Below are 19142 nucleotides of genomic sequence, written 5' to 3' on the forward strand. Positions count from 1 at the left end.
TAATTGGTTATTTACTACTCCACCCTTACAGAAAGCTGCTACGCGTCTATACACCCCTCACACTCCCAGACGCTTCAAACAGCGCGTCTCTACATTACTCCCCCTACCTCCCCATCTCCCTTGTCCCTGATCCCAGATCCCCAATCCCCAATCCCCAATGAAACGTCCCATCTTATACATAGCGATTACCAATCACGGTTTTGGCCATGCTACTCGCAGCGCAGCGGTTGCAGCCACTATCCAAAAGTTATGCCCAGACATCTTAGTAATTATTGCGTCAACTGCTCCACGGTGGTTACTAGAGTCTTACATTGCAGGTGATTTTATTCATCGTCCCCGTGGTTTTGATGTAGGTGTGGTGCAAAAAGATAGCTTGGCTATGGATAAAGCAACAACATTAGAAAAGTTGCTAAATATTAAAAAGAATCAAAACTCTATTATTGCTTCGGAAGTCGACTTTATTCGCCAAAATCGTGTGCAGCTGATTCTGGCAGATATTCCCTTTTTGGCGACAAAATTTGCCAAAGCTGCTGGTGTTCCCTGCTGGATGATGAGTAATTTCGGTTTTGATTTTATTTACCGAAGTTGGGGTAGTACCTTTAGTGAAATTGCTGATTGGATTAGTGATTGCTACAGTCAGTGCGATCGCTTGTTTCGTCTTCCTTTTTATGAACCAATGGAAGCATTCAGCAATATTACTGATGTTGGCTTAACAGGCGGTTCTCCCCATTACTCTGACGACCAAATTCGAGCCATTTGGGGGATTATTGCACCAAAAGAAAAAACTATCTTACTGACTTTTGGTGGTTTGGGTTTACAACAAATTCCTTACAACCATCTGCAAAAATTTCCAGACTGGCAATTTATTACTTTTGACCAATCGGCCCCAGACTTGCCCAATATCATTAAAATTGATGATCATAAATACCGCCCTGTGGACTTTATGCCTATTTGTGGGCGAATTATTTCTAAGCCTGGTTTCAGTACTTTTTCCGAAGCCACTCGCTTAGGTGTACCGATTGTATCTATTACCCGTGATGATTTTGCAGAAGCAGCCTTTCTGTTAACAGGAATTTCTCAGTACAATCAGCATCAAATCCTGACACCATCAGAATTTTTTGATAGTAATTGGGATTTCTTACTGCAACCACTCCAACAACCACTTTCTTCAGAACCCGTTGCCAAGGATGGTAATGAAGCCATTGCCCATGAAGTTTTAAGTTTTGTTGATGGTTGATGGTTAATTGTTGATTGTTGATGGTTGATTGTTGATGGTTGTTTGGAATAACTCACTACTAACCACTAACCACTAACCACGAACAAATAACCAATTAATATTAAAAATCCTCTGCCCTGAAAGAGCGGAGGAGTTTTATTCGTAGATGTCCCTGATGAATCTGTTGATGCCAAAAGTGAGCAGAACCACTCACTAATTACCCTCAGTTTAACTAGGGAACAACCACAGAACAACCGTAATTTCCACTAGTATGTAACAATGCACAGATACTTAATAAGTAATTACCGTATTCATGTGCAGTTTCTAAAAGTCTTTAATCAGAACTTGAGGAAAATTATGAATGATAAATTAGAGTCAGGAGATTATTGTTCCTCTAGTACAAGCCGAGAATTAATAATTTTAGATGGCTCACTATCAAAAGTTGCTCAGAATTTCTACCACCGGCAAATCTTTGCACAACATCACCGCCAAAATTGAAGCCATAGTCGCAGAGTCAGGAGTTGAAACGGGACTTTGCACTTTGTTTTTGCGCCATACTTCTGCCAGTTTGCTAATTCAAGAAAACGCTGACCCAGATGTACTCAGAGATTTAGCAAATTTTATGGCGAAACTCGTGCCAGAATCAGCTCAGTATATCCACGATACTGAAGGTCCAGACGATATGCCAGCACATATACGTACTGCCCTCACTCACACATCAGAAACTATCCCTATTAACAGAGGCCACTTAGTTTTGGGAACTTGGCAAGGAATTTATATTTGGGAACATCGCCAACATAGTCATAATAGAGAATTAGTAGTTCATATTTCTGGGTAGCTAAGTGGGGAGATGGGGTGATGGGGTGATGGGGTGATGGGGGAGTATGAGGAGTGTGAGGAGAATAAATAGTAACTTTTGACCAATGACCATTGACCATTGACCATTGACCATTGACCATTGACCATTGATCATTGACAAATGAAAATCGCTGATTTAATAGCTTGGTTTGAAGAATGGGCAAATCCAGCTTGGCAAGAAAGCTGGGATAATTGTGGTTGGCAGATTGAACCGGGTGTGTTACAGGAACAAGCAAGGGTTCTAGTTTGTCTGACGCCGACTTTGGCGGTGATGGAGGAAGCGATCGCCTATCAAAAAGCTGGTATCTCTGTAAATCTAATTTTTGCCCACCACCCCCTCATCTTTAATCCGCCAAAGTCTTTGTGCAGTGGGAACCCCATTGCGGAAATGGCGCGGTTAGCTTTTACCCACAATATTGGTATTTACACTGCCCACACTAATTTTGATCAAGTTCAAGATGGTACTGCTGATGTTTTGGCGCAAATCTTGGAACTTGAACAAGTTTCTCCCATAGTACCCACACAAGCTGGTTTAGGTTACGGGCGTGTTGGTGTTTTGCAACCTGCTTTAGTATTGCAGGATTTACTAACAACAATTCAATCTCGGCTAAACCCTCCCTCTCTGATTGTTTCTCCCACTGTAGATTTGCAGCAAAAAATTGACAAAGTAGCAGTCTTGGGGGGTTCGGGAGCAAGTTTTATATCGGCGGTAGTCAAAACTGGCGCTCAAGTCTATCTAACTTCTGATTGTAAGTTTCATCAGTTTCAAGAAAGTCGCGATCGCGGTCTAATTTTAGTTGATGCTGGTCATTATGCTACCGAACGTCCTGCTTGCGATCGTCTGGTGCATAAGTTCCGTAACTTAAATCTTGATTGGGTACAGTTAAGCCAACAAGATGAGGATTTCCGCTTGTTTGTTCATTAAATTACGTATAATTTTATCTGCAAAAATTTATTTATTTTACAAATATATTGTAATGTAGAGAAAATTAAAGTGCTGAATACAAACTCTTAAAACTAGTTTGACCAACCATTCCGAGCAGGGTACAAGAAAGCGGTATAGACCATGATAAATCCAAAATCCTGTTAGCGGATGACGATTGCTACTTTAAATAAATCAACAAATTCAAGCCTGGAATAGTACGAGATAATGTCCACAACAATAGAGTGATGTAAAGTATTCCCAGGCTCCACTGATACCAAGCTAATGTAGAGATGATACCGGGGAGGTGTTTATCTCGTAAGCGAATGTCATTAAAGCCTAATCTCAGCAGATTGTTGAGGCTAAAGTCATAGTAGTTAAGCCAATTCCAACGCCTATCCCATAATAATGGCATGTAGCGATCGCGAAATACTTCATACCTGGGAATCACTGGTAAGCGTCCAATTAGCAATCGTAACTGTCGCATACTTCCATCTTCTGTGAAATAGGAAGTGTCCATTAAGTCGTGATAGCGACCTTGGCGATATAGTCGCAATAATAAAATCACTGGTACAGGAATAATGATGATCACAACACATGCGAGTGTCAACCAAGGTTGTTCAGCACTGCGAAAAATGGCAAACAATCCAAACAGTGTTAAGGCACTAAAACTTGTCAACATCCATATACTTTCGTAAATTGTGGGAATAATGGCGCTAGGATACAGACGACGCAGCCGATCCATCAGCCAAAATAACAAGCCAAAATAGGCGATCGCAATAGTTCCCACACCAAACACTAGGCGAAAATCTGTACCGTAACCCGAAAGTAGCAATAGTAAACTCAAGGTTAGCCAATTCCAAGCTAACAGTAACCATCCACCCAAAAACAAAGGTTCACCAACGACGATTTGTGTGCTGAGTTTGGTGTAAGTTTCTAAATCAATATCTGCAAGCGAAAGTAATTCGCTAGTATTGCGAAACGGTTTGCTCAGTCGGCGATGGATGATGGCTTCTGCTTGAGTTGCAGAGAAACCCAGGTTAATTAAACTTTTTTCTGAGGCGTCATTAATATTGATACCAACCAAACGACGGCTTAATTCTGCCAGGCGCAGTTGCTGTTTTGTATACTCCAATTGATTAGCATCAGCTATTTGCTGCAACTGCCGGAAATTTTGTCCCAAATTTCGCAAGACGTTTTGATTGCCTTGTAATGTAGCTACAACTAGTTTTTGACCAATTTGACCAGAGTTTCCGAAAATTTTAGCTTGGTTCGAGTTAAAAGCTAGCCCGGATACATCTAAAAAAGCAGTTTTAGCAAATCCCGCATCACTAAAATCAGCCTGGTTGAGAATGCTAGCACCGCGCAAATTCACAGTTTGATGAAATTGTGCCTCTCGAAAAGTGACAGCTTGCTCAAAAGTCGCTTCCCCTAAAAATAGAAACTCATGGAAAATATTTTTGGTAAACTGTGCGGAATTAATAAAACGTACCCCAGAAAAATCTGCATTGCCTTGCCACTGAGCGCGATTAAATTTTGCCAAAAGTTTAAAATTGGCTTGGTTAAAGTTGGCGGTGTCTGCAAAAAAGCTTTCCTGAAAATATGCGTTTTCCTGAAATTGCGTCTGCTTAAAATTAGCCTTGTCAAAAAAAATACTACTTTGCCATTGACTTTCACGCCGAAAAGTCGCATTGGCAAAGCTAGCAGAACGACTAAACCGTGTTTCTTGCCAATTAGCTTGTTGGTTAAAAATTGCACCCTGGGCATTGACAGATTGGAGAAAAAATGTACTGGCAAACTGTACTGTGCCAGTAAAATGAGTTTTTTCTAAAACCAATGACCCACGGAAAACACTGATGTCACTAGCAGCAGCTGGAGTTGTTAAAAGCGATCGACAATCTTTAGAATTCGGTAAAGCAACAGTCAGTGATTGTAAGCAAACTAACCGTAAACGTTCGAGTTGTTCTTGTTCAGCAGCAGTAAAAATTGGAGCGATCGCTTGTGCGTAAAGAGGGGTTCTTAAACCCAAATCACTACCAATAAAATCCCCTTGAATCAAAGAATTACTCAAATCCAACCCCAAAGGTTTAGAACCAGTTTTTTGTAATTCTTTGCGCAGCATTTGGTAAAAATCATCACGAAAAACAGCATTTTCTGGTCGTAGATCAATCACCATTTGCCGTAAATCTACTGATAGACTACCTTCCCGAACAGTAGGTGTACGCAATCTTTCCTGCAACAATTCTAAAGTTAAGGGTGTCCGTTCTGCTTGGGCAAAAGCAGGTAGGGGAAATAAAAACAGCAACAACATCAACAAACTAATCAAAGCCAGGCAAAACTTAATCATGTTTCGGCTTTGCATATTTGTAGAATCATCTTCTGTTCTCTTTCTACCAGAAAATTCCTTCTTCGCGTGCTTCGCGTCTTTGCGGTTCATTACATAACAAAAATCGTCAGACAAAATTATCTGACGATTTAGCCCATATCAAAACTAATTAATCAACCAAAATTTTCAATGCTTCTTTCAGCAGCAACCGAACTCGATATAACTCAAAAAGCTTTTCCTGATAAAATTGCCATTCCTCATCCTTTAGCTACTCTTCATTTTGAGTCGCACGAATCAAAGCAAATTGGCTATCTATTGGTTCACCAATCAGATCAAGCATGTACTTGAGATAAAATACAACATTATTTCCAGGCGATCGCAATCCCACTCCATCACGCATTTGATCTATGGCGCGATACGGAAATCTCAACAGAACATTTATCCAGCTTTCTGCTTGCTCATGATTAGCCAAGAAATTTATTTCTTGGCGAGTTAGGGTGCGCTTTACAATTTTGCCAAACATATGATTATGATAATTATTATCGCTATCATGGCTAACACAGATGGAAGACACTCCACCATCCTTACCTGCTAAAACTGACCTGGTAATTATCGGTGCTGGTCCCCACGCTTTAACTTTGGTAACTCACTTGCTGCAAAAACGGCAAACTATGTGGGGAAAATTTCTGGTGTTTGACAAGAGTGGAAGGTGGATGAGTCGCTGGCAAAATCAATTTGCTGCTTTAGAAATTCCGCATTTGCGTTCCCCTGCTGTACATCATCCCGATCCTAATCCTTTTGCCTTACGGAAATTTGCCGAATCTCGTCCTCATGAGTTTTTTCCTCCTTATGACTTGCCAGGGACTCGGCTATTTGAAGATTTTTGTCAGGATGTAATTCGCCGCTATTCGTTACAGCAGCAAGTAATTCCTCTTGGTGTGACACGTGTTGAACCTTTACCTCATCTGTTTCGCCCTCGCCTGCGTCTATGGTTGCAAGATGGACAATCAATCATTGCGCGACGGGTAGTACTCGCAACGGGTAGCAGTAAACTACAACTACCCGACTGGGTAAATAAGATAGAGTCTGGGTATCCTGAAGACAGGATTTGTCACTCAAGTTCAGTTGATTTACGTAAGTTATGCCTTAGAGGCGAAAGAGTATTAATTGTAGGTGGCGGGTTAACGAGTGGACATTTGGCAGTAGGTGCTATTTCTCGTGGTGCAAAAGTCGACTTGATGATCAGGCGACGGCTGCAAGAAAAATTATTCGATGCTGAACCCGGTTGGTTAGGGCCAAAGTATTTGAAGGGATTTTTTGCAGAACAAGATTACCAAAAGCGCTTTGCCACGATTTTGCAAGCGCGTAACGGTGGTTCTATGACACCAGCAATGGGAATGCAGCTACGACGAGAAGTACGTAGCGGTAATCTTAGGATTAACGAAAACTGTCAAGTGGTGATGGCACAGTGGACGGGAAAGAATTGGCAAGTGCAATGTAGTGATGGTACTCAGCATGAGTACAGTCGAATTTGGCTTTCCACTGGCACTAAATTTGATGTGACATCACAAGCGTTGTTACAAGAAGTATTAGAAGTGTACCCAATTAAGATAGTTAATGGTTTGCCAGTTCTGGATGAATATTTGCGCGTTCCTGGTTGTGAATTATTTCTAATGGGTGGGTTAGCAGCTTTACAAGTAGGGCCAACAGCACGAAATTTATCTGGTGCAAGAATGGCAAGTGAAAAGATTGTTCCAGCAATTGTGAAGCCGAGTATGGCGCTTTCACAGCTTAGAAGTGCTTAGGATAATCAATTACAGAATATAATCCTCGCTGTTTGATGAGCGCTGGAGTGGATTAGAAGTACTGAAAAATTTCATCTCAAATCAAAATCATGACTTCAGAAAATCTTACTAGCAATAACGCTAATCAGGTTTCTACGAACTTAATTCTTCGTCCCCGTCGCCTGCGTCGTACTGCAACCCTACGACGTATGGTTAGGGAAACTAGCCTAAGTTTAGATGACTTAATCTACCCCATGTTTGTCATGGAAGGAGAGGAACAGAAAGTAGAAATTGCTTCTATGCCTGGGTGTTATCGATATACTTTGGATTTATTACTCAAAGAAATAGTAGAAGTGTATCAACTGGGGATTGGTGCGATCGCTTTGTTCCCAGTTATTCCAGAAGCCAAGAAAGACGATACTGGCAGCGAAAGCTACAACTCAGATGGATTGGTACAGCGAACTGTGAAGGCAATTAAACAAGCTGTGCCAGAAATATTAGTAATTACCGATGTTGCCCTTGACCCTTTTACTACTCACGGTCACGATGGCATAGTTGATGAAAAAGGCGTGATTCTCAACGACCCCACCGTTAAAGTTTTGGTGAAAATGGCACTTTCTCAAGCCGCAGCTGGAACCGATATGGTTGCACCTTCTGACATGATGGATGGCAGAGTTGGAGCAATTCGTCAGGCGCTAGATGCGGAAGGATATGTAGATGTAAGAATTTTGGCATACTCTGCAAAATACGCCTCTGCATACTATGGCCCATTTCGGGATGCTTTGGATTCTGCACCGAGATTTGGCGATAAGAAGACTTATCAAATGGATGCAGCTAACGCTAGAGAAGCTATTAAGGAAGTTGCCTTGGACATCGCAGAAGGTGCAGATATCGTCATGGTTAAACCTGCATTGGCATATTTGGATATAATTCGCCAAGTCAAAGATTATACGCATTTACCAGTAGCTGCATACAACGTCAGTGGCGAGTATGCCATGATTAAAGCTGCTGCTCAAAACGGCTGGATAGATGAGAAGCGAGTCATTTTAGAAACATTGACCAGTATGAAACGGGCGGGTGCTGATTTGATTTTGACTTACTTTGCCAAGGAAGTAGCACTGATGTTGATTTGAGTAGGCATTATGAACTGTGTAAATCAAAAAACCTCACAAGCCTTGCCATAAAATTCTTACCCCTTCTGCCTGCTGCCTTCTGAATAAAAAATAGGATGAACTATGACTCAATTCACTGCACCAAATGCAAACACAATTGCTGATATTCCCAAACGAGGAATGCCTGTTACAATTATTACAGGATTTTTAGGTAGTGGTAAAACCACTCTGCTGAATCAAATTCTTAAAAACAAACAAGATTTAAAAGTCGCCGTTCTTGTCAATGAGTTTGGTGACATTAATATTGATAGTCAATTGCTAGTTTCAATAGACGAAGATATGCTGGAACTAAGCAATGGCTGTATTTGCTGTACGATCAATGATGGATTAGTTGATGCTGTTTATCGGGTTTTGGAAAGAGAAGAACGCATTGATTATCTTGTCATTGAGACTACTGGTGTTGCTGACCCTCTGCCGATTATTTTAACTTTTCTGGGTACAGAACTGCGAGATTTAACTCACCTAGATTCTATCCTGACATTGGTAGATTCTGAGACATTTAACCACGAACATTTTCTCAGTGAAGCAGCGTTAAAACAGCTTACCTATGGAGATATTGTTCTCTTAAATAAAACTGATTTGGTTACACAAGAAAAGTTGGAGGAATTAGAAGCTTATATCCGGGAAGTGAAAGTAGGTGCAAAAATTTTGCACACCACCTATGGTCAAGTGCCGTTACCATTAATTTTAGGTGTGGATTTAACTCCCAAAGATGAATATTATTCTCTTATTGAGGATAAACATGAGCATAATCACACTCATGAGCATCATCATCACCATCATCATGGGCACCACTCCCATCATTTAGAAAATGATGGATTTATTTCGGTTTCTTTTCAAAGTGATAGACCTTTTGATGTTCATAAATTTGAGAATTTTTTAAATGAAGAAATTCCCCAAGATGTCTTTAGAGCAAAAGGTATTCTTTGGTTTAGTGATAGTAATTTACGACATATATTTCAACTTAGCGGACCTCGTTATAGCTTAAACGGTGATGAATGGCTGACTCCACCCAAAAATCAGCTAGTTTTCATTGGTAGAAATTTGGATGCAAATGAGATTAATTCTCTGCTTAACCAATGCTTGGCATGATTAGAATGTGTTAAGTGATAATTAACTAAGTCATTAGAACTTTTGCAAAAGTTGAATTAAACCCCCGAAGCTGGAGAGTTTCGGGGGGAAGAAAGTTGATTTAGTTTCAAAATTATGCTGTGGCACGCTACTAGAAAACTTTTGCGATCACAGATTTACGTTTACCAACCGCAACAGCTAGACTCGTAACCGCAACAGTGATCGCAGTTGTGTATGCAGGAAGCTAACTTTATTACAGGTCAGATAATTCATGTTGATGGCGGTGCATCGATTATGGATTCAGTGTATCCCCTCGATATTCAGCAGGGCTAACGCAGCCATGGGGAGTGTCAGGAGTGTGGGAATAAACACTAACTACTAACCATTAACTACTAACCACCAACAACCAACAACAAACAACTACTAACCAATTACCATTGACTATTGACCATTAATAAATAACTAATTACAAATGATTAGTGACTAATGACTAAACAAAGATGAATTTTGGCAGACTTTACGTGATAGCAACAAATGTGTTCCGAGAAGTGGTGCGCGATCGCATTTTATTCATGATCGGCTTTTATATCATTATCCTTGCCACTGCTATCTACTTTCTCCCTGAATTTGCTGCTGCTACAGAAGACAAGATGTTTCTAGATTTTGCTCTGGCGGCGATGAATCTTCTTGGTTTGGTTGTAGCTGTATTTGTTGGTACAGGATTAATTAATAAGGAAATTGAGAAACGTACTGTTTTAGTGTTAATTGCTAAACCTATCAGTCGTGCTGAATTGATCGTTGGTAAATATTTGGGGTTGTTGTCATTGCTAGCAGTTCTGATTACTGCTATGACAGTGATCACTCTTGTATTTTTGCAATTAGGCAAAGTTCCTTATTCAAAAGTTCCTTATTCAATAGCGAGTGTTCTAATTTCTGCATTTTTTCTATTTTTGCAGTTGTCTTTAATGACAGCTGTAGCTATTACTTTGGGTGTGTTTACTACTTCCCTATTAGCAACTGTTTTGACTTTTGCTGTATATTTAATGGGTAATATAACTCAGGACATACTACAACTTGGTCGTCTTGGTCGTAAACATGGGATTGAAACTTTAACTCAAGGTTTATATCTAGTATTGCCAGATTTATCTAGATTAGATGTGAAAAATGATGCTATTTATGGTCTGGCTGCATTACCTAACTCAACTACACTCATTAGTAATGTTGGTTATGGCTTATTGTACACCTTGATGCTGTTAGCGATCGCCATTCTTATTTTTTCACAACGGGAGTTTTAGGTGGGGAATCGGGGACAGGGGATCGGGGATTGGGACACGGAGGACAAGGAAGCTATTTTTCTCCCCTTCTCCTTTGTCTTCATCCTTTCCCTGATCCCTGATACCCTATCCCTATCTCCTAATATCTACTCGAATTGTACCGTCAGGCATAATTGTTTCATAAAGTTTTGCATTCTTAAAATTGGCATTTTCTAGATTAGCTTCACTAAAGTTTGCTGCCATGAGATTAGCCCATTTTAGGTCTGCGCCTGTTAAGTTAGCTTGATTGAAATTAGCTTCTACTAAAACAGATCCACATAGCTTTGCATTAGTGAGATTTGCTCTGACTAAATTTGCTTCAACCAGCGATGCTTCAATTAATTGGGCTGCACTTAAGTTAGCTTCCCTTAAATCAGCATTACATAGAGAAGCACCCCACAATTTACTACCACTTAATTGTACTCGCCATAAACAAGCTCCACATAAATTTGCTTGGGTTAAATCAGCTTGACTTAAATCAGCATCACAGAAATTTACTTGTTGTAAATTTGCTTCCCTGAGATTTGCACCGGTAAGTATCGCCCCACTAAAATTTGCGCTACGTAAATCTGCCCCTCTAAAGTTTATTTTGCTTAAATCAATTCCTCTAAGATCAATTCCGCTTAAGTCACATCCACTAAAGTCTCTACCTTCAATATTTCTCTCTGTGATTTGACTTAAAACTTGCTCTTGCTTGTCAGCATGGTTTTGCATGTGATTTACCTCTAAGGTGTGCCTAGATGTAGTAGTAAGGGCGAAGCATTTACTGATAATTTTTTTAGAAAAAATTGTCATCTCGATACTTCGCTCGTAAATTAGCTCAGAGTTTTTACTAGTAATTAATGGTCAAAGTAATTCCGGATTCGAAACTATGAATTCCAAATTGAGGTGGTTTCATACTCTCATTTGGAACAAGTGTCAAATTTCGCCCTGATGATATATGTATCTTGAGATTACACTCCAAAAGCTTACAAGCTAGGTAGCAAATCTAGAAAAAATAGGAAAAAATTTTTTATCGGTTGTGAAAGCCATAATAGTACGTTCTCAATGTAATTTTTTTGTCAAAATACCCTGATAAGAATCAGGAAATTTTCATAAAAGAGAACTTCTACTACCAACGCGATCGCTATTGTTGCTATACCTTACGGTGTTCGCATTGGTAATGGCTGCCAGTTAGAATAGCCCGCAAGATGATTCCAGTATGCAAGATAACCGACAAAAGCAAAAATTAGAGCAGCAATTACTAGCACTATTGCACCAAATAACCGCCAGTTACGATTTGTCTTCAGATACAGTGTTGGTGCTGCACAAACTCCACCTAGCCCCGTTAAAATAAATCCAATACCTGAGAGGAGTGGATTTTGCGTCAAATTAAGATTGATGATACGCACCCCAATCACAATAGCAGCCAGTCCAGCAAAAAAAGCATAAATTGCTACTGTGAGTAAATCCCATCCCAAAGCTAAGGCTAAAGAAGCAGACAAAAATAAAATACCGAATAATACTGTCATTTCACCATAGGCAATGTTGAAAATTCCTCGTACTGGCCAGGTAAAAGTCATGTGTAAACCAGTAACTAGTGCGATCGCCCCTGTCATTCCAAATCCAGGAATCCAGCGTTTTTGATAAGCGTGATCTAAACCGAAATACACATAACCAGCTAGAAGAAATAGCCCGGCTACCAGATTAATCAACATCAAGGTGATATAGTTAATAAACATTTATCTACATGTAGATAGTATTTAACTCACATTTGAATCTAAAATTCGGTTATTGAAAATCTGTAGTGAGAAGCATTTTTTAATAATTTTATAATGCCATAGTGTCAAACAGTTATTAGATTAACAAAGATATTCTAGAAATACAAAAAATCTCACTTCAAATAGCCAAGATTAAATAAAGGGTCAGATCAAGTTCGGTTAACCATTTATAATAAAAGACCCTCTTCGCAGAGGGGCTGTTCTTGTGAGGTTAAACGAGAATTATAAGTAATCATGCTTATATTGGATAACGCCACCGATGCGATCGCTCAAACAATTAGTTTTTAACTTTCCTCTCTCCAAGTTTGTAACTGCAAATATACTAGTATCAGTGTCACCGCAAATAGTACTGTGGCAGCGGCTGCTGCGTAACCAAAATCAAATTGAGCAAAAGCCTCTTGGTAAATGTAATAAACCATTAAATTAGTAGAATTCAAAGGCCCACCACCAGTAATTACATACACTTGCTCAAAACTCCGCAATGTAAAAATCATAGTGGTGACGAGCGCAAATATTAGAGTTGATTGCAATCCTGGTAGGGTAATGTACCAAAACTTTTGCCAAGCATTAGCGCCATCGAGTTCCGCAGCTTCGTATCGACTTGGAGGAATGGTTTGTAACCCTGCTAAAAATACCACCATGTTAAACCCGAGTTGTTTCCAAATACTCAAGATAATCAGTACTGGCATTGCCCAAACAGTACTACTCAGCCAGGGAATCCCTTTAATACCTATGACATCTAATAACGTATTCACAGCACCATCGTTTTGAAATAACCAACGAAATCCCAATCCAGCCGCAACTAAGGAGATAATTGAGGGTAAAAAATATACACCCCGCAACAAACCACGCAAAGGCAAAGCCTGGTTTAACAGTACCGCTAGTCCTAAAGGGATAACCAAACTGGGAATAACAGTAGCAAGGGTAAAATAAATAGTATTAAAAATAACTTGCCAAAAGTCGGAGTTAGATAGCAAGCGCCAGTAATTTTTTAAGCCTATCCAGTGTATGCCACCAGAAGTGAACATACCACTAGTAAAACTGAGATAAAACAAGTAGGCGATGGGCCAAAGGATAAAAAGACTCAATAAAATCAGTGCTGGAGTGAGAAAAATCCAAGCAGCAACGGCATCATTATCCAACCACGACTGACTAGATTTACTATATATTTTTGGCATCTATAAAATTAACCTGTCGTTATGACACTCCGCCCTGATTCTAGCGTTAGCCTGGTTTCTCCTCAAATTCAAGACGCATTTACTCAAAGCACTCCTTTAAAATTGGGAATCATGGCTTCGGGAAGTGGCAGTAACTTTGAAGCAGTTGCCCAAGCCATCAAAGACAAGCAACTCAATGCCCAAATTCAAGTATTAATTTACAACAACCCAGATGCCTATGCCGCAGTCCGGGCTAGTAATTGGAATGTACCTGCCGTACTTCTCAACCACCGTGACTACGATAGCCGTGAAGAGTTTGATCGGCAAATTGTCCAAACTCTACGGCAGTATGATGTGGATTGGGTAATTATGGCTGGTTGGATGCGACTAGTGACAGAAGTGTTAATTGATGCTTTTCCGAATAAAATTATCAATATTCATCCCAGTTTATTACCTAGTTTTAAGGGTTCCCGTGCCGTGGAGCAAGCCCTCGCTACTGGTGTAAAAATTGCTGGCTGTACAGTGCATTTAGTTTGTTTGGAAATGGACAGTGGCCCAATTTTAATGCAGGCAGCGGTTCCCATCTTGCCTGATGATACGCCCGAAACCCTCCACGCCAGAATTCAAGTGCAGGAACACAGGATATTACCACAAGCGATCGCACTAGCGGCACAACAAGCTTCATGAAAGTATGCTGGAACTACTTTCAGAAGTATATAAAGCATCCTCAAGGAGTTTTTAATCTCACTTATCAGCATTAAAAACTCGTCAGCAAATATCAAAACCTTGTGAACGAGTGCTAGAATTTCAACCGCGAGTCTCAGAACTGTATAAACTGAGTATTATAAGCTTGTTAGCGAGTCTTTGAACTTCATCAACGACTGTGAGAACTTCGTCAGCAAGTATCAAAACCTCGTGAACGAGTATTAAAACTTAATCAACGAGTAGTAGAACTTCATTAGCGAGTGCCAAAAACTCGTGAATGAGTGTTATAACATTACGGCTCTTATCAAAAATTACTCTACTTAGTATCTACGGACGGGTCAACAATTCCAAATTATGTCCGTCGGGGTCATAGAAATAGAAACCGCGTCCTCCATTCCTATGATTGATTTGGTTTTTATTTCGATGCATGGGGTCGCTACTATATTCCAATCCTGCTTCTTGGACGCGTGCGAAGATTGCATCAAATTCCTCATCACTAACATGGAATGCGTAGTGATGCGACTCAAATTCCTCTCTATCGTCAAAGTCAAGGGTGAGAGTATCATTGACACGTACAGCAGCAAAGTGACCAACAGAAGGCTCAACTTTTAGACCAAAAATTTGTGCAAAAAAGCGTGCTGCTGCTTCTTTGTCACGTGCAGGTACTATGGTGTGATTTAAAGTAATTGTCATTTCATACCTCCGGGAGTGTGGGGAGTGTGGGGAGATGGGGAGGTGGGGAGGTGGGGAACTCGGGGCCCCCACTCCCTTGGGGGAGTGGGGATTAGGGGCAGTGGGGAGGTGGGGAGGTGGGGAGTAATGTAGAGACGCTTCAAACAGCGCGTCTGGGAGTGTGAAGGGTGTAGTTCAGTTATCAGTTATCAGTTATCAAATTCTATTATTCACTGTTTACTGATTCCTAACCACTAACCACTACCCACTACCTACTACCTACTGTACAGACGTGCCATGGCACGTCTGGTACAACCACTAACAATTATGCAGTTTGGTCTGAAGGATTTAAAGCAGAACGTCCGTTCAATGACAGCATTACACGAGAAACACCAGTGAATAGAACACTAGCACCTAGCAGTGTTCCCAGCAGCCAAGGTGCATTGAAAGGCCACTGGAACCAAATCATTCCACCTAAAATAAGGGTAATAATGCCGTCAGTGAGTACCCAAGTCCAGTTTTGTTGGGGGCGTAACTTGAATGCCAGGATCAACTCGAAGACGCCTTCGGTTAATAAGAAGCTACCGAGTAATAGGGTTAGTGTCAGAATACCTGTGCGAGGGTAAATAAGCAGCATGATACCAGTAGCGATGTAAAGGCCACTCAACAAAACTTTCCAAACAAAGCCGCCTCGCTCCCGGGTATTATACGCATAGAATAATTTGGCAAACCCGGCAGAAGTCAGGATGACTGCAAACCAGGTTTCAGCGAAAATAGTTGTGACAACAGGTAGTGCGATCGCAATTATTCCCAACACAGTCAGGATAATACCCATCCATAGCGATCGGTTATCATTTTTGTTGATGTTATCAGAAACGTTGGTTGTCATATAAATTTTTTCCCTTAGCTGAGAATAAACCTAACAATCAGGCTAGAAAATTTCTCAGCAAGTAGGGTATAACCCTAAGATAGACTCCGGCTTACTTTTGGTACTATCTTTAACACTACTTTTGGAGTAGACTACAACGTTTATTTTTGACACTGGGGGCTACAAATGTCACCGTTTTAAGCTACAGACCTAAAAAACTTCTTACCTGTGTCACTACTTGGTTCAAAGTTTCGGGTAAATTGTTTTTGGCGTCTGTCACTAGTTGGTTAAAACCTTGAGGTAAATTGTTTCTGGCGTCTGTCACTAGTTGATTTAAAGCTTGAGGTAAGTTATTTTTTGCGTCTGTTACTACTTGGTTAAAACCTTGAGGAAGGTAATTTCTGGCCTCTGTCACTAGCTGACTGAGAGTTTGAGGTAGGTTGATGACTTCTTGTGTAAAATCTTGAGGAGTATAACCAAACAGCATCAAGATAATAAAAACTACCAAAATAATAGCTGTTGTACTGATGACTATCTTCAAAACATTAAATAATGCTTTCAGAACTAGCCATACAAGAATTAGTGCAGCGATGGGAATAATTATACTGGTAGCCATAATCTAGCCTTGTTAAAAAGTAATAATTAAATACTCAACAAACAAATTTATTTGTATAGTAATTTTCCTTCAACCTTCATCCTTCTTAATATCTTCCTACTTTCCACAAATAACTAGAAACAATATTTGTAAACACATGAGCAATAATTGGCACTAATAAATTACCACTGAGGAGAGCGCTATATCCTAATATTAATCCAACAATACTTGCCCAAATCACATAGGGCCATTGCTGAGAACCACTCAGATGCAAAACACCAAAACAAAGACTAGATACGATCACAGCAGCATCGTCTAATCCAAAAGCTGGCAACATTACACCACGAAATAGTAATTCTTCACTCAATCCTGGTAATAACCCCAACCAAATTAAGTCAGGTAAAGCTAGGGGTTTGAGAACTATTTCTAAGTAATAATTGGCGCTTTTACGGTATAGGGAACAAAGTTGATAAGCTAAACCACTCAAACCAGTAATACTTAAGCCTAAACCCACGCCTAAAAGCAAATGTCTGGAATTCCAGGTTAAAGGCATCAAAGTAAAATTGCCAAAATACAACCATAGTTTGGCAATCATCCATAAAACTACAGCAGTTACTGCCATCGCCACCAGTACTTGGGTGCGTGTCAGATAAGGTATTTCTGGCTCTTGTTTTTCTGGTTGAGTCACGAGTTGGGGACTGGGATTGGGAGGACAAGGAGGACAGGGGAATGTGGGGAGTGTGGGAAGTGTGGGAAGTATGGGGAGACAAGGAGGACAAGGAAGAAATACTTATTTCCTATTCCCTGTTAAGAGTTAAGAGTTCCCTCTTACCAACCACTAACTACTGTACAGACGTGCCATGGCACGTCTGGTACAACCACTAACCACTAACCATTAACCACTAACCATTAACCATTAACTAATTATTTAAACAACGTAATGGCGAGATTTCAGGATTAAGGGCATATGGGTTAATGCCAGCTTTATGGGCAACTAATACACCTACTGCTTCTAAATATGAGTTTACCTGTACTGATTTTATCCCCAAAGGTTGGGGAGGAACTTGGATGAGAGTATGATTTTCCTGAACTGTAACTATTAGGGATTGACTTTGGCTGAGACTTAGTAAGGCGCTACTGCCACATGCGGTTGCTGGCACAATCACAGCGTCTATTTGATTAGCCCAAATATCTGTTGGTTCAAGTATTTGCTCAGTCTCCCTTACAATAAATTGGGGTGCGCGGCTTAAACCAACAAGAACGCTTGGTAGAAAAGTATAACCCAATTCTTCGGCAGCTGAACGGGGAGATAAATCTGGATCTAGGGGTGGAGGTAAAAAGGCTGGAGAATGGGCGCAAGGAATGTGAAATTGTCGCACTACTAAATGGCTAATCACAGCTTCAGCCCCAGCGATGGGATCTACGCCTTTGCCGTGACGGTAGTTTTGATCTGCTTGTTCATCAATATTATCGGGGAAACGAGCCACAACTGCGATCGCTTCTGCCCCAGCTTTGTTAATTAATACTTCTGCTGCCCGTAATAAACTATCTGGATTACCTATAGTTCCCCAACTTACACCAGAGGCAGATGTACGTAATTCTACGTTTAAATGCGTATCGCTAATTACATAGTCAGTCAGAGACAATCCTAAAGTTGCCCTAGCCGCGTCGGCTGCTTGCAGGTGTCGCACTCGCAATTCTGGTTCTATGCCTTGGTCTAAAAGCAAACCAATCCGATTTTGATGAACGGGGCGTAATCCCCAGCACCCAGAAGCAAATTTGTCAAGTCCATAACCTTCGACATAGAAAGCATTGGGGAGATTCCAATATAAAGTCGCGCCATTCATGACATTGGGGTGGGTGATCAGGCGATCGCAAACTTGGGCGATAGTTTTCGCGACTGGTAATGCATCACCTGCATAACCACCAATGGCAGCCCCAATGCCAGTTGGTACAATTAGAATAGAAGTGTATGGACGCATGAAAATTTATGAATTATGAATTATGAATTATAAACTTTTTAATTCATAATTCCTGATTCGTTGTCTACTGATTTTCTTGCTTGGTGACGACAGCTTCGACGGTTGCCTTTTGTTGTGGAACATCCACACAAGTGATTGCCCAACGAAGAGGTTCCCCTTGCTTTTTCAGTTCTGCTTCAATTGTTTTTTGTAATTCTGTAGGAGTTTCTTGAAGGTTAATTTCTGCGGTAATGAAATGAGTTGTCATAGTATTTGTTGGTGGTTGGTAGTTAATGGTTGATTGTTGGTAGTTGGTGGTTGATTGTTGATGATTTTCCCAATCAACAAACAACGAACAACAAACACCTATCAATATTATTTCCCAAATTGTAATTGATAAACGGTATCTTCTTTTTCTGTGGCAATTTTTAAATCAGAACGAGGATAGGCTACACAAAGTAAGACATAACCTTGTTTTTGGAGTTCAGGACTAACACCCATGCCATCGGTTTGATCTACTGTACCGGAAATAATTTGACCAGCGCAAGTTGTACAAACGCCTGCATGACAGGAACTAGGTAATTCTAAACCAGCTGCATCTGCAACTGATAAAATTGTTTGATTTTCGGGGACTTGTAAAGTATAAGTTTTGCCTTGATGGTTAAGTTCAACCGTATAAATATTGGACATATACAAATTCCAAGAGTAATGCAGCAAACAAATCTAATATTTTATCTTAAAAAGAGACGAATACCCAAATTC

21 protein-coding genes are annotated in these 19142 nt (G+C 40.4%); 8 read left to right on the plus strand and 13 right to left on the minus strand.

Annotation, left to right across the window (positions count from 1 at the left end):
- The first annotated feature begins 157 nt into the window (after nt 1-157).
- Both UYI_RS0113570 and UYI_RS0113575 read left to right on the plus strand, forming a co-directional pair.
- Nucleotides 158-1237 carry a hypothetical protein gene (locus UYI_RS0113570; RefSeq protein WP_016867200.1) on the plus strand — a complete coding sequence of 360 codons (1080 nt, stop codon included), beginning with the start codon at nt 158-160 and terminating at the stop codon, nt 1235-1237.
- A gap of 403 nt (nt 1238-1640) precedes the next feature.
- Nucleotides 1641-2054 carry a secondary thiamine-phosphate synthase enzyme YjbQ gene (locus UYI_RS0113575; protein WP_009457741.1) on the plus strand — a complete coding sequence of 138 codons (414 nt, stop codon included), beginning with the start codon at nt 1641-1643 and terminating at the stop codon, nt 2052-2054.
- Here the strand turns inward: UYI_RS0113575 and UYI_RS39665 are convergent, their stop codons facing one another.
- Nucleotides 2055-2189 (minus strand): hypothetical protein, encoded by a 135-nt coding sequence (locus tag UYI_RS39665; protein ID WP_258003654.1) that lies wholly within the window; start codon nt 2187-2189, stop codon nt 2055-2057.
- A 6-nt stretch (nt 2190-2195) separates the two neighbouring features.
- On the opposite strand from UYI_RS39665, the gene UYI_RS0113580 reads away from it, so the two are divergent.
- Nucleotides 2196-2999: a Nif3-like dinuclear metal center hexameric protein gene (locus UYI_RS0113580; protein ID WP_016867201.1), complete on the plus strand. Its 804-nt coding sequence runs from the start codon at nt 2196-2198 to the stop codon at nt 2997-2999.
- Nucleotides 3000-3177: 178 nt separating this feature from the next.
- On the opposite strand, the gene UYI_RS0113585 is transcribed toward UYI_RS0113580, so the two are convergent.
- On the minus strand, nt 3178-5343 hold the full coding sequence (locus tag UYI_RS0113585; protein ID WP_016867202.1) for a pentapeptide repeat-containing protein: 2166 nt from the start codon (nt 5341-5343) through the stop codon (nt 3178-3180).
- A 247-nt stretch (nt 5344-5590) separates the two neighbouring features.
- Entirely contained in the window at nt 5591-5896 is a 306-nt protein-coding gene (locus UYI_RS32575; RefSeq protein ID WP_157226336.1) for a hypothetical protein, read from the minus strand.
- Between UYI_RS32575 and UYI_RS0113595 the strand changes: the two genes are divergently transcribed.
- The 4 genes from UYI_RS0113595 (at nt 5886) to UYI_RS0113610 (ending at nt 10644) form a co-directional block, all read left to right on the plus strand.
- On the plus strand, nt 5886-7127 hold the full coding sequence (locus tag UYI_RS0113595) for an FAD-dependent oxidoreductase (protein WP_016867204.1): 1242 nt from the start codon (nt 5886-5888) through the stop codon (nt 7125-7127). The genes UYI_RS32575 and UYI_RS0113595 overlap by 11 nt on opposite strands.
- 89 nt (nt 7128-7216) lie before the next feature.
- The gene (gene hemB / locus UYI_RS0113600; protein ID WP_016867205.1) at nt 7217-8239 is read left to right on the plus strand and encodes a porphobilinogen synthase; all 1023 of its coding nucleotides are present in this window, start codon (nt 7217-7219) and stop codon (nt 8237-8239) included.
- Nucleotides 8240-8341: 102 nt separating this feature from the next.
- A complete protein-coding gene (locus UYI_RS0113605; RefSeq protein WP_016867206.1) occupies nt 8342-9370 on the plus strand; it encodes a CobW family GTP-binding protein in 1029 nt (342 codons plus the stop codon).
- A 479-nt stretch (nt 9371-9849) separates the two neighbouring features.
- Entirely contained in the window at nt 9850-10644 is a 795-nt protein-coding gene (locus tag UYI_RS0113610) for an ABC transporter permease (protein ID WP_016867207.1), read from the plus strand.
- 111 nt (nt 10645-10755) lie between these two features.
- Here the strand turns inward: UYI_RS0113610 and UYI_RS0113615 are convergent, their stop codons facing one another.
- From UYI_RS0113615 to UYI_RS0113625, 3 genes are all read right to left on the minus strand, one after another.
- Entirely contained in the window at nt 10756-11376 is a 621-nt protein-coding gene (locus tag UYI_RS0113615) for a pentapeptide repeat-containing protein (protein WP_016867208.1), read from the minus strand.
- A 428-nt stretch (nt 11377-11804) separates the two neighbouring features.
- On the minus strand, nt 11805-12383 hold the full coding sequence (locus UYI_RS0113620) for a DUF981 family protein (RefSeq protein ID WP_016867209.1): 579 nt from the start codon (nt 12381-12383) through the stop codon (nt 11805-11807).
- Nucleotides 12384-12706: 323 nt separating this feature from the next.
- Nucleotides 12707-13600 (minus strand): carbohydrate ABC transporter permease, encoded by an 894-nt coding sequence (locus UYI_RS0113625; protein WP_016867210.1) that lies wholly within the window; start codon nt 13598-13600, stop codon nt 12707-12709.
- Nucleotides 13601-13621: 21 nt separating this feature from the next.
- On the opposite strand from UYI_RS0113625, the gene purN reads away from it, so the two are divergent.
- A complete protein-coding gene (gene purN / locus UYI_RS0113630; RefSeq protein WP_016867211.1) occupies nt 13622-14266 on the plus strand; it encodes a phosphoribosylglycinamide formyltransferase in 645 nt (214 codons plus the stop codon).
- Between the two features lie 345 nt (nt 14267-14611).
- Here purN and UYI_RS0113635 read toward each other — a convergent pair whose 3' ends face one another.
- The 7 genes from UYI_RS0113635 to UYI_RS0113670 all read right to left on the minus strand — a co-directional run bounded on the left by UYI_RS0113635 (nt 14612) and on the right by UYI_RS0113670 (nt 19070).
- The gene (locus UYI_RS0113635) at nt 14612-14977 is read right to left on the minus strand and encodes a VOC family protein (RefSeq protein WP_016867212.1); all 366 of its coding nucleotides are present in this window, start codon (nt 14975-14977) and stop codon (nt 14612-14614) included.
- 304 nt (nt 14978-15281) lie between these two features.
- Entirely contained in the window at nt 15282-15845 is a 564-nt protein-coding gene (locus UYI_RS0113645) for an HdeD family acid-resistance protein (RefSeq protein ID WP_016867214.1), read from the minus strand.
- Nucleotides 15846-16026: 181 nt separating this feature from the next.
- Nucleotides 16027-16440 carry a hypothetical protein gene (locus UYI_RS0113650; RefSeq protein WP_016867215.1) on the minus strand — a complete coding sequence of 138 codons (414 nt, stop codon included), beginning with the start codon at nt 16438-16440 and terminating at the stop codon, nt 16027-16029.
- An 85-nt stretch (nt 16441-16525) separates the two neighbouring features.
- Complete coding sequence (locus UYI_RS0113655) at nt 16526-17107, minus strand: CPBP family intramembrane glutamic endopeptidase (protein WP_016867216.1); 582 nt, start codon at nt 17105-17107, stop codon at nt 16526-16528.
- Nucleotides 17108-17339: 232 nt separating this feature from the next.
- Nucleotides 17340-18401, minus strand: a complete 1062-nt coding sequence (locus tag UYI_RS0113660) for a DUF3326 domain-containing protein (RefSeq protein ID WP_016867217.1) — start codon at nt 18399-18401, stop codon at nt 17340-17342.
- A 64-nt stretch (nt 18402-18465) separates the two neighbouring features.
- Nucleotides 18466-18648 carry a hypothetical protein gene (locus tag UYI_RS0113665; protein ID WP_026085940.1) on the minus strand — a complete coding sequence of 61 codons (183 nt, stop codon included), beginning with the start codon at nt 18646-18648 and terminating at the stop codon, nt 18466-18468.
- Between the two features lie 107 nt (nt 18649-18755).
- On the minus strand, nt 18756-19070 hold the full coding sequence (locus tag UYI_RS0113670) for a 2Fe-2S iron-sulfur cluster-binding protein (protein WP_016867219.1): 315 nt from the start codon (nt 19068-19070) through the stop codon (nt 18756-18758).
- Nucleotides 19071-19142: the final 72 nt, after the last annotated feature.

The sequence above is a fragment of the Fischerella muscicola PCC 7414 genome, assembly GCF_000317205.1.
GTDB classification, from domain to species: Bacteria; Cyanobacteriota; Cyanobacteriia; order Cyanobacteriales; family Nostocaceae; genus Fischerella; species Fischerella muscicola.

Coding starts and splice junctions, on each gene's coding strand:
- UYI_RS0113625 (WP_016867210.1), bottom strand. CDS start 13,600: ATGCCAAAAATATATAGTAAATCTAGTCAGTCGTGGTTGGATAATGAT.
- UYI_RS0113580 (WP_016867201.1), top strand. CDS start 2,196: ATGAAAATCGCTGATTTAATAGCTTGGTTTGAAGAATGGGCAAATCCA.
- UYI_RS0113595 (WP_016867204.1), top strand. CDS start 5,886: ATGGAAGACACTCCACCATCCTTACCTGCTAAAACTGACCTGGTAATT.
- UYI_RS0113635 (WP_016867212.1), bottom strand. CDS start 14,977: ATGACAATTACTTTAAATCACACCATAGTACCTGCACGTGACAAAGAA.
- UYI_RS0113585 (WP_016867202.1), bottom strand. CDS start 5,343: ATGATTAAGTTTTGCCTGGCTTTGATTAGTTTGTTGATGTTGTTGCTG.
- UYI_RS0113575 (WP_009457741.1), top strand. CDS start 1,641: ATGGCTCACTATCAAAAGTTGCTCAGAATTTCTACCACCGGCAAATCT.
- UYI_RS0113650 (WP_016867215.1), bottom strand. CDS start 16,440: ATGGCTACCAGTATAATTATTCCCATCGCTGCACTAATTCTTGTATGG.
- UYI_RS0113570 (WP_016867200.1), top strand. CDS start 158: ATGAAACGTCCCATCTTATACATAGCGATTACCAATCACGGTTTTGGC.
- UYI_RS0113605 (WP_016867206.1), top strand. CDS start 8,342: ATGACTCAATTCACTGCACCAAATGCAAACACAATTGCTGATATTCCC.
- hemB (WP_016867205.1), top strand. CDS start 7,217: ATGACTTCAGAAAATCTTACTAGCAATAACGCTAATCAGGTTTCTACG.
- UYI_RS0113620 (WP_016867209.1), bottom strand. CDS start 12,383: ATGTTTATTAACTATATCACCTTGATGTTGATTAATCTGGTAGCCGGG.
- purN (WP_016867211.1), top strand. CDS start 13,622: ATGACACTCCGCCCTGATTCTAGCGTTAGCCTGGTTTCTCCTCAAATT.
- UYI_RS0113660 (WP_016867217.1), bottom strand. CDS start 18,401: ATGCGTCCATACACTTCTATTCTAATTGTACCAACTGGCATTGGGGCT.
- UYI_RS0113610 (WP_016867207.1), top strand. CDS start 9,850: ATGAATTTTGGCAGACTTTACGTGATAGCAACAAATGTGTTCCGAGAA.
- UYI_RS0113665 (WP_026085940.1), bottom strand. CDS start 18,648: ATGACAACTCATTTCATTACCGCAGAAATTAACCTTCAAGAAACTCCT.
- UYI_RS0113645 (WP_016867214.1), bottom strand. CDS start 15,845: ATGACAACCAACGTTTCTGATAACATCAACAAAAATGATAACCGATCG.
- UYI_RS0113615 (WP_016867208.1), bottom strand. CDS start 11,376: ATGCAAAACCATGCTGACAAGCAAGAGCAAGTTTTAAGTCAAATCACA.
- UYI_RS39665 (WP_258003654.1), bottom strand. CDS start 2,189: ATGATCAATGGTCAATGGTCAATGGTCAATGGTCAATGGTCAATGGTC.
- UYI_RS0113670 (WP_016867219.1), bottom strand. CDS start 19,070: ATGTCCAATATTTATACGGTTGAACTTAACCATCAAGGCAAAACTTAT.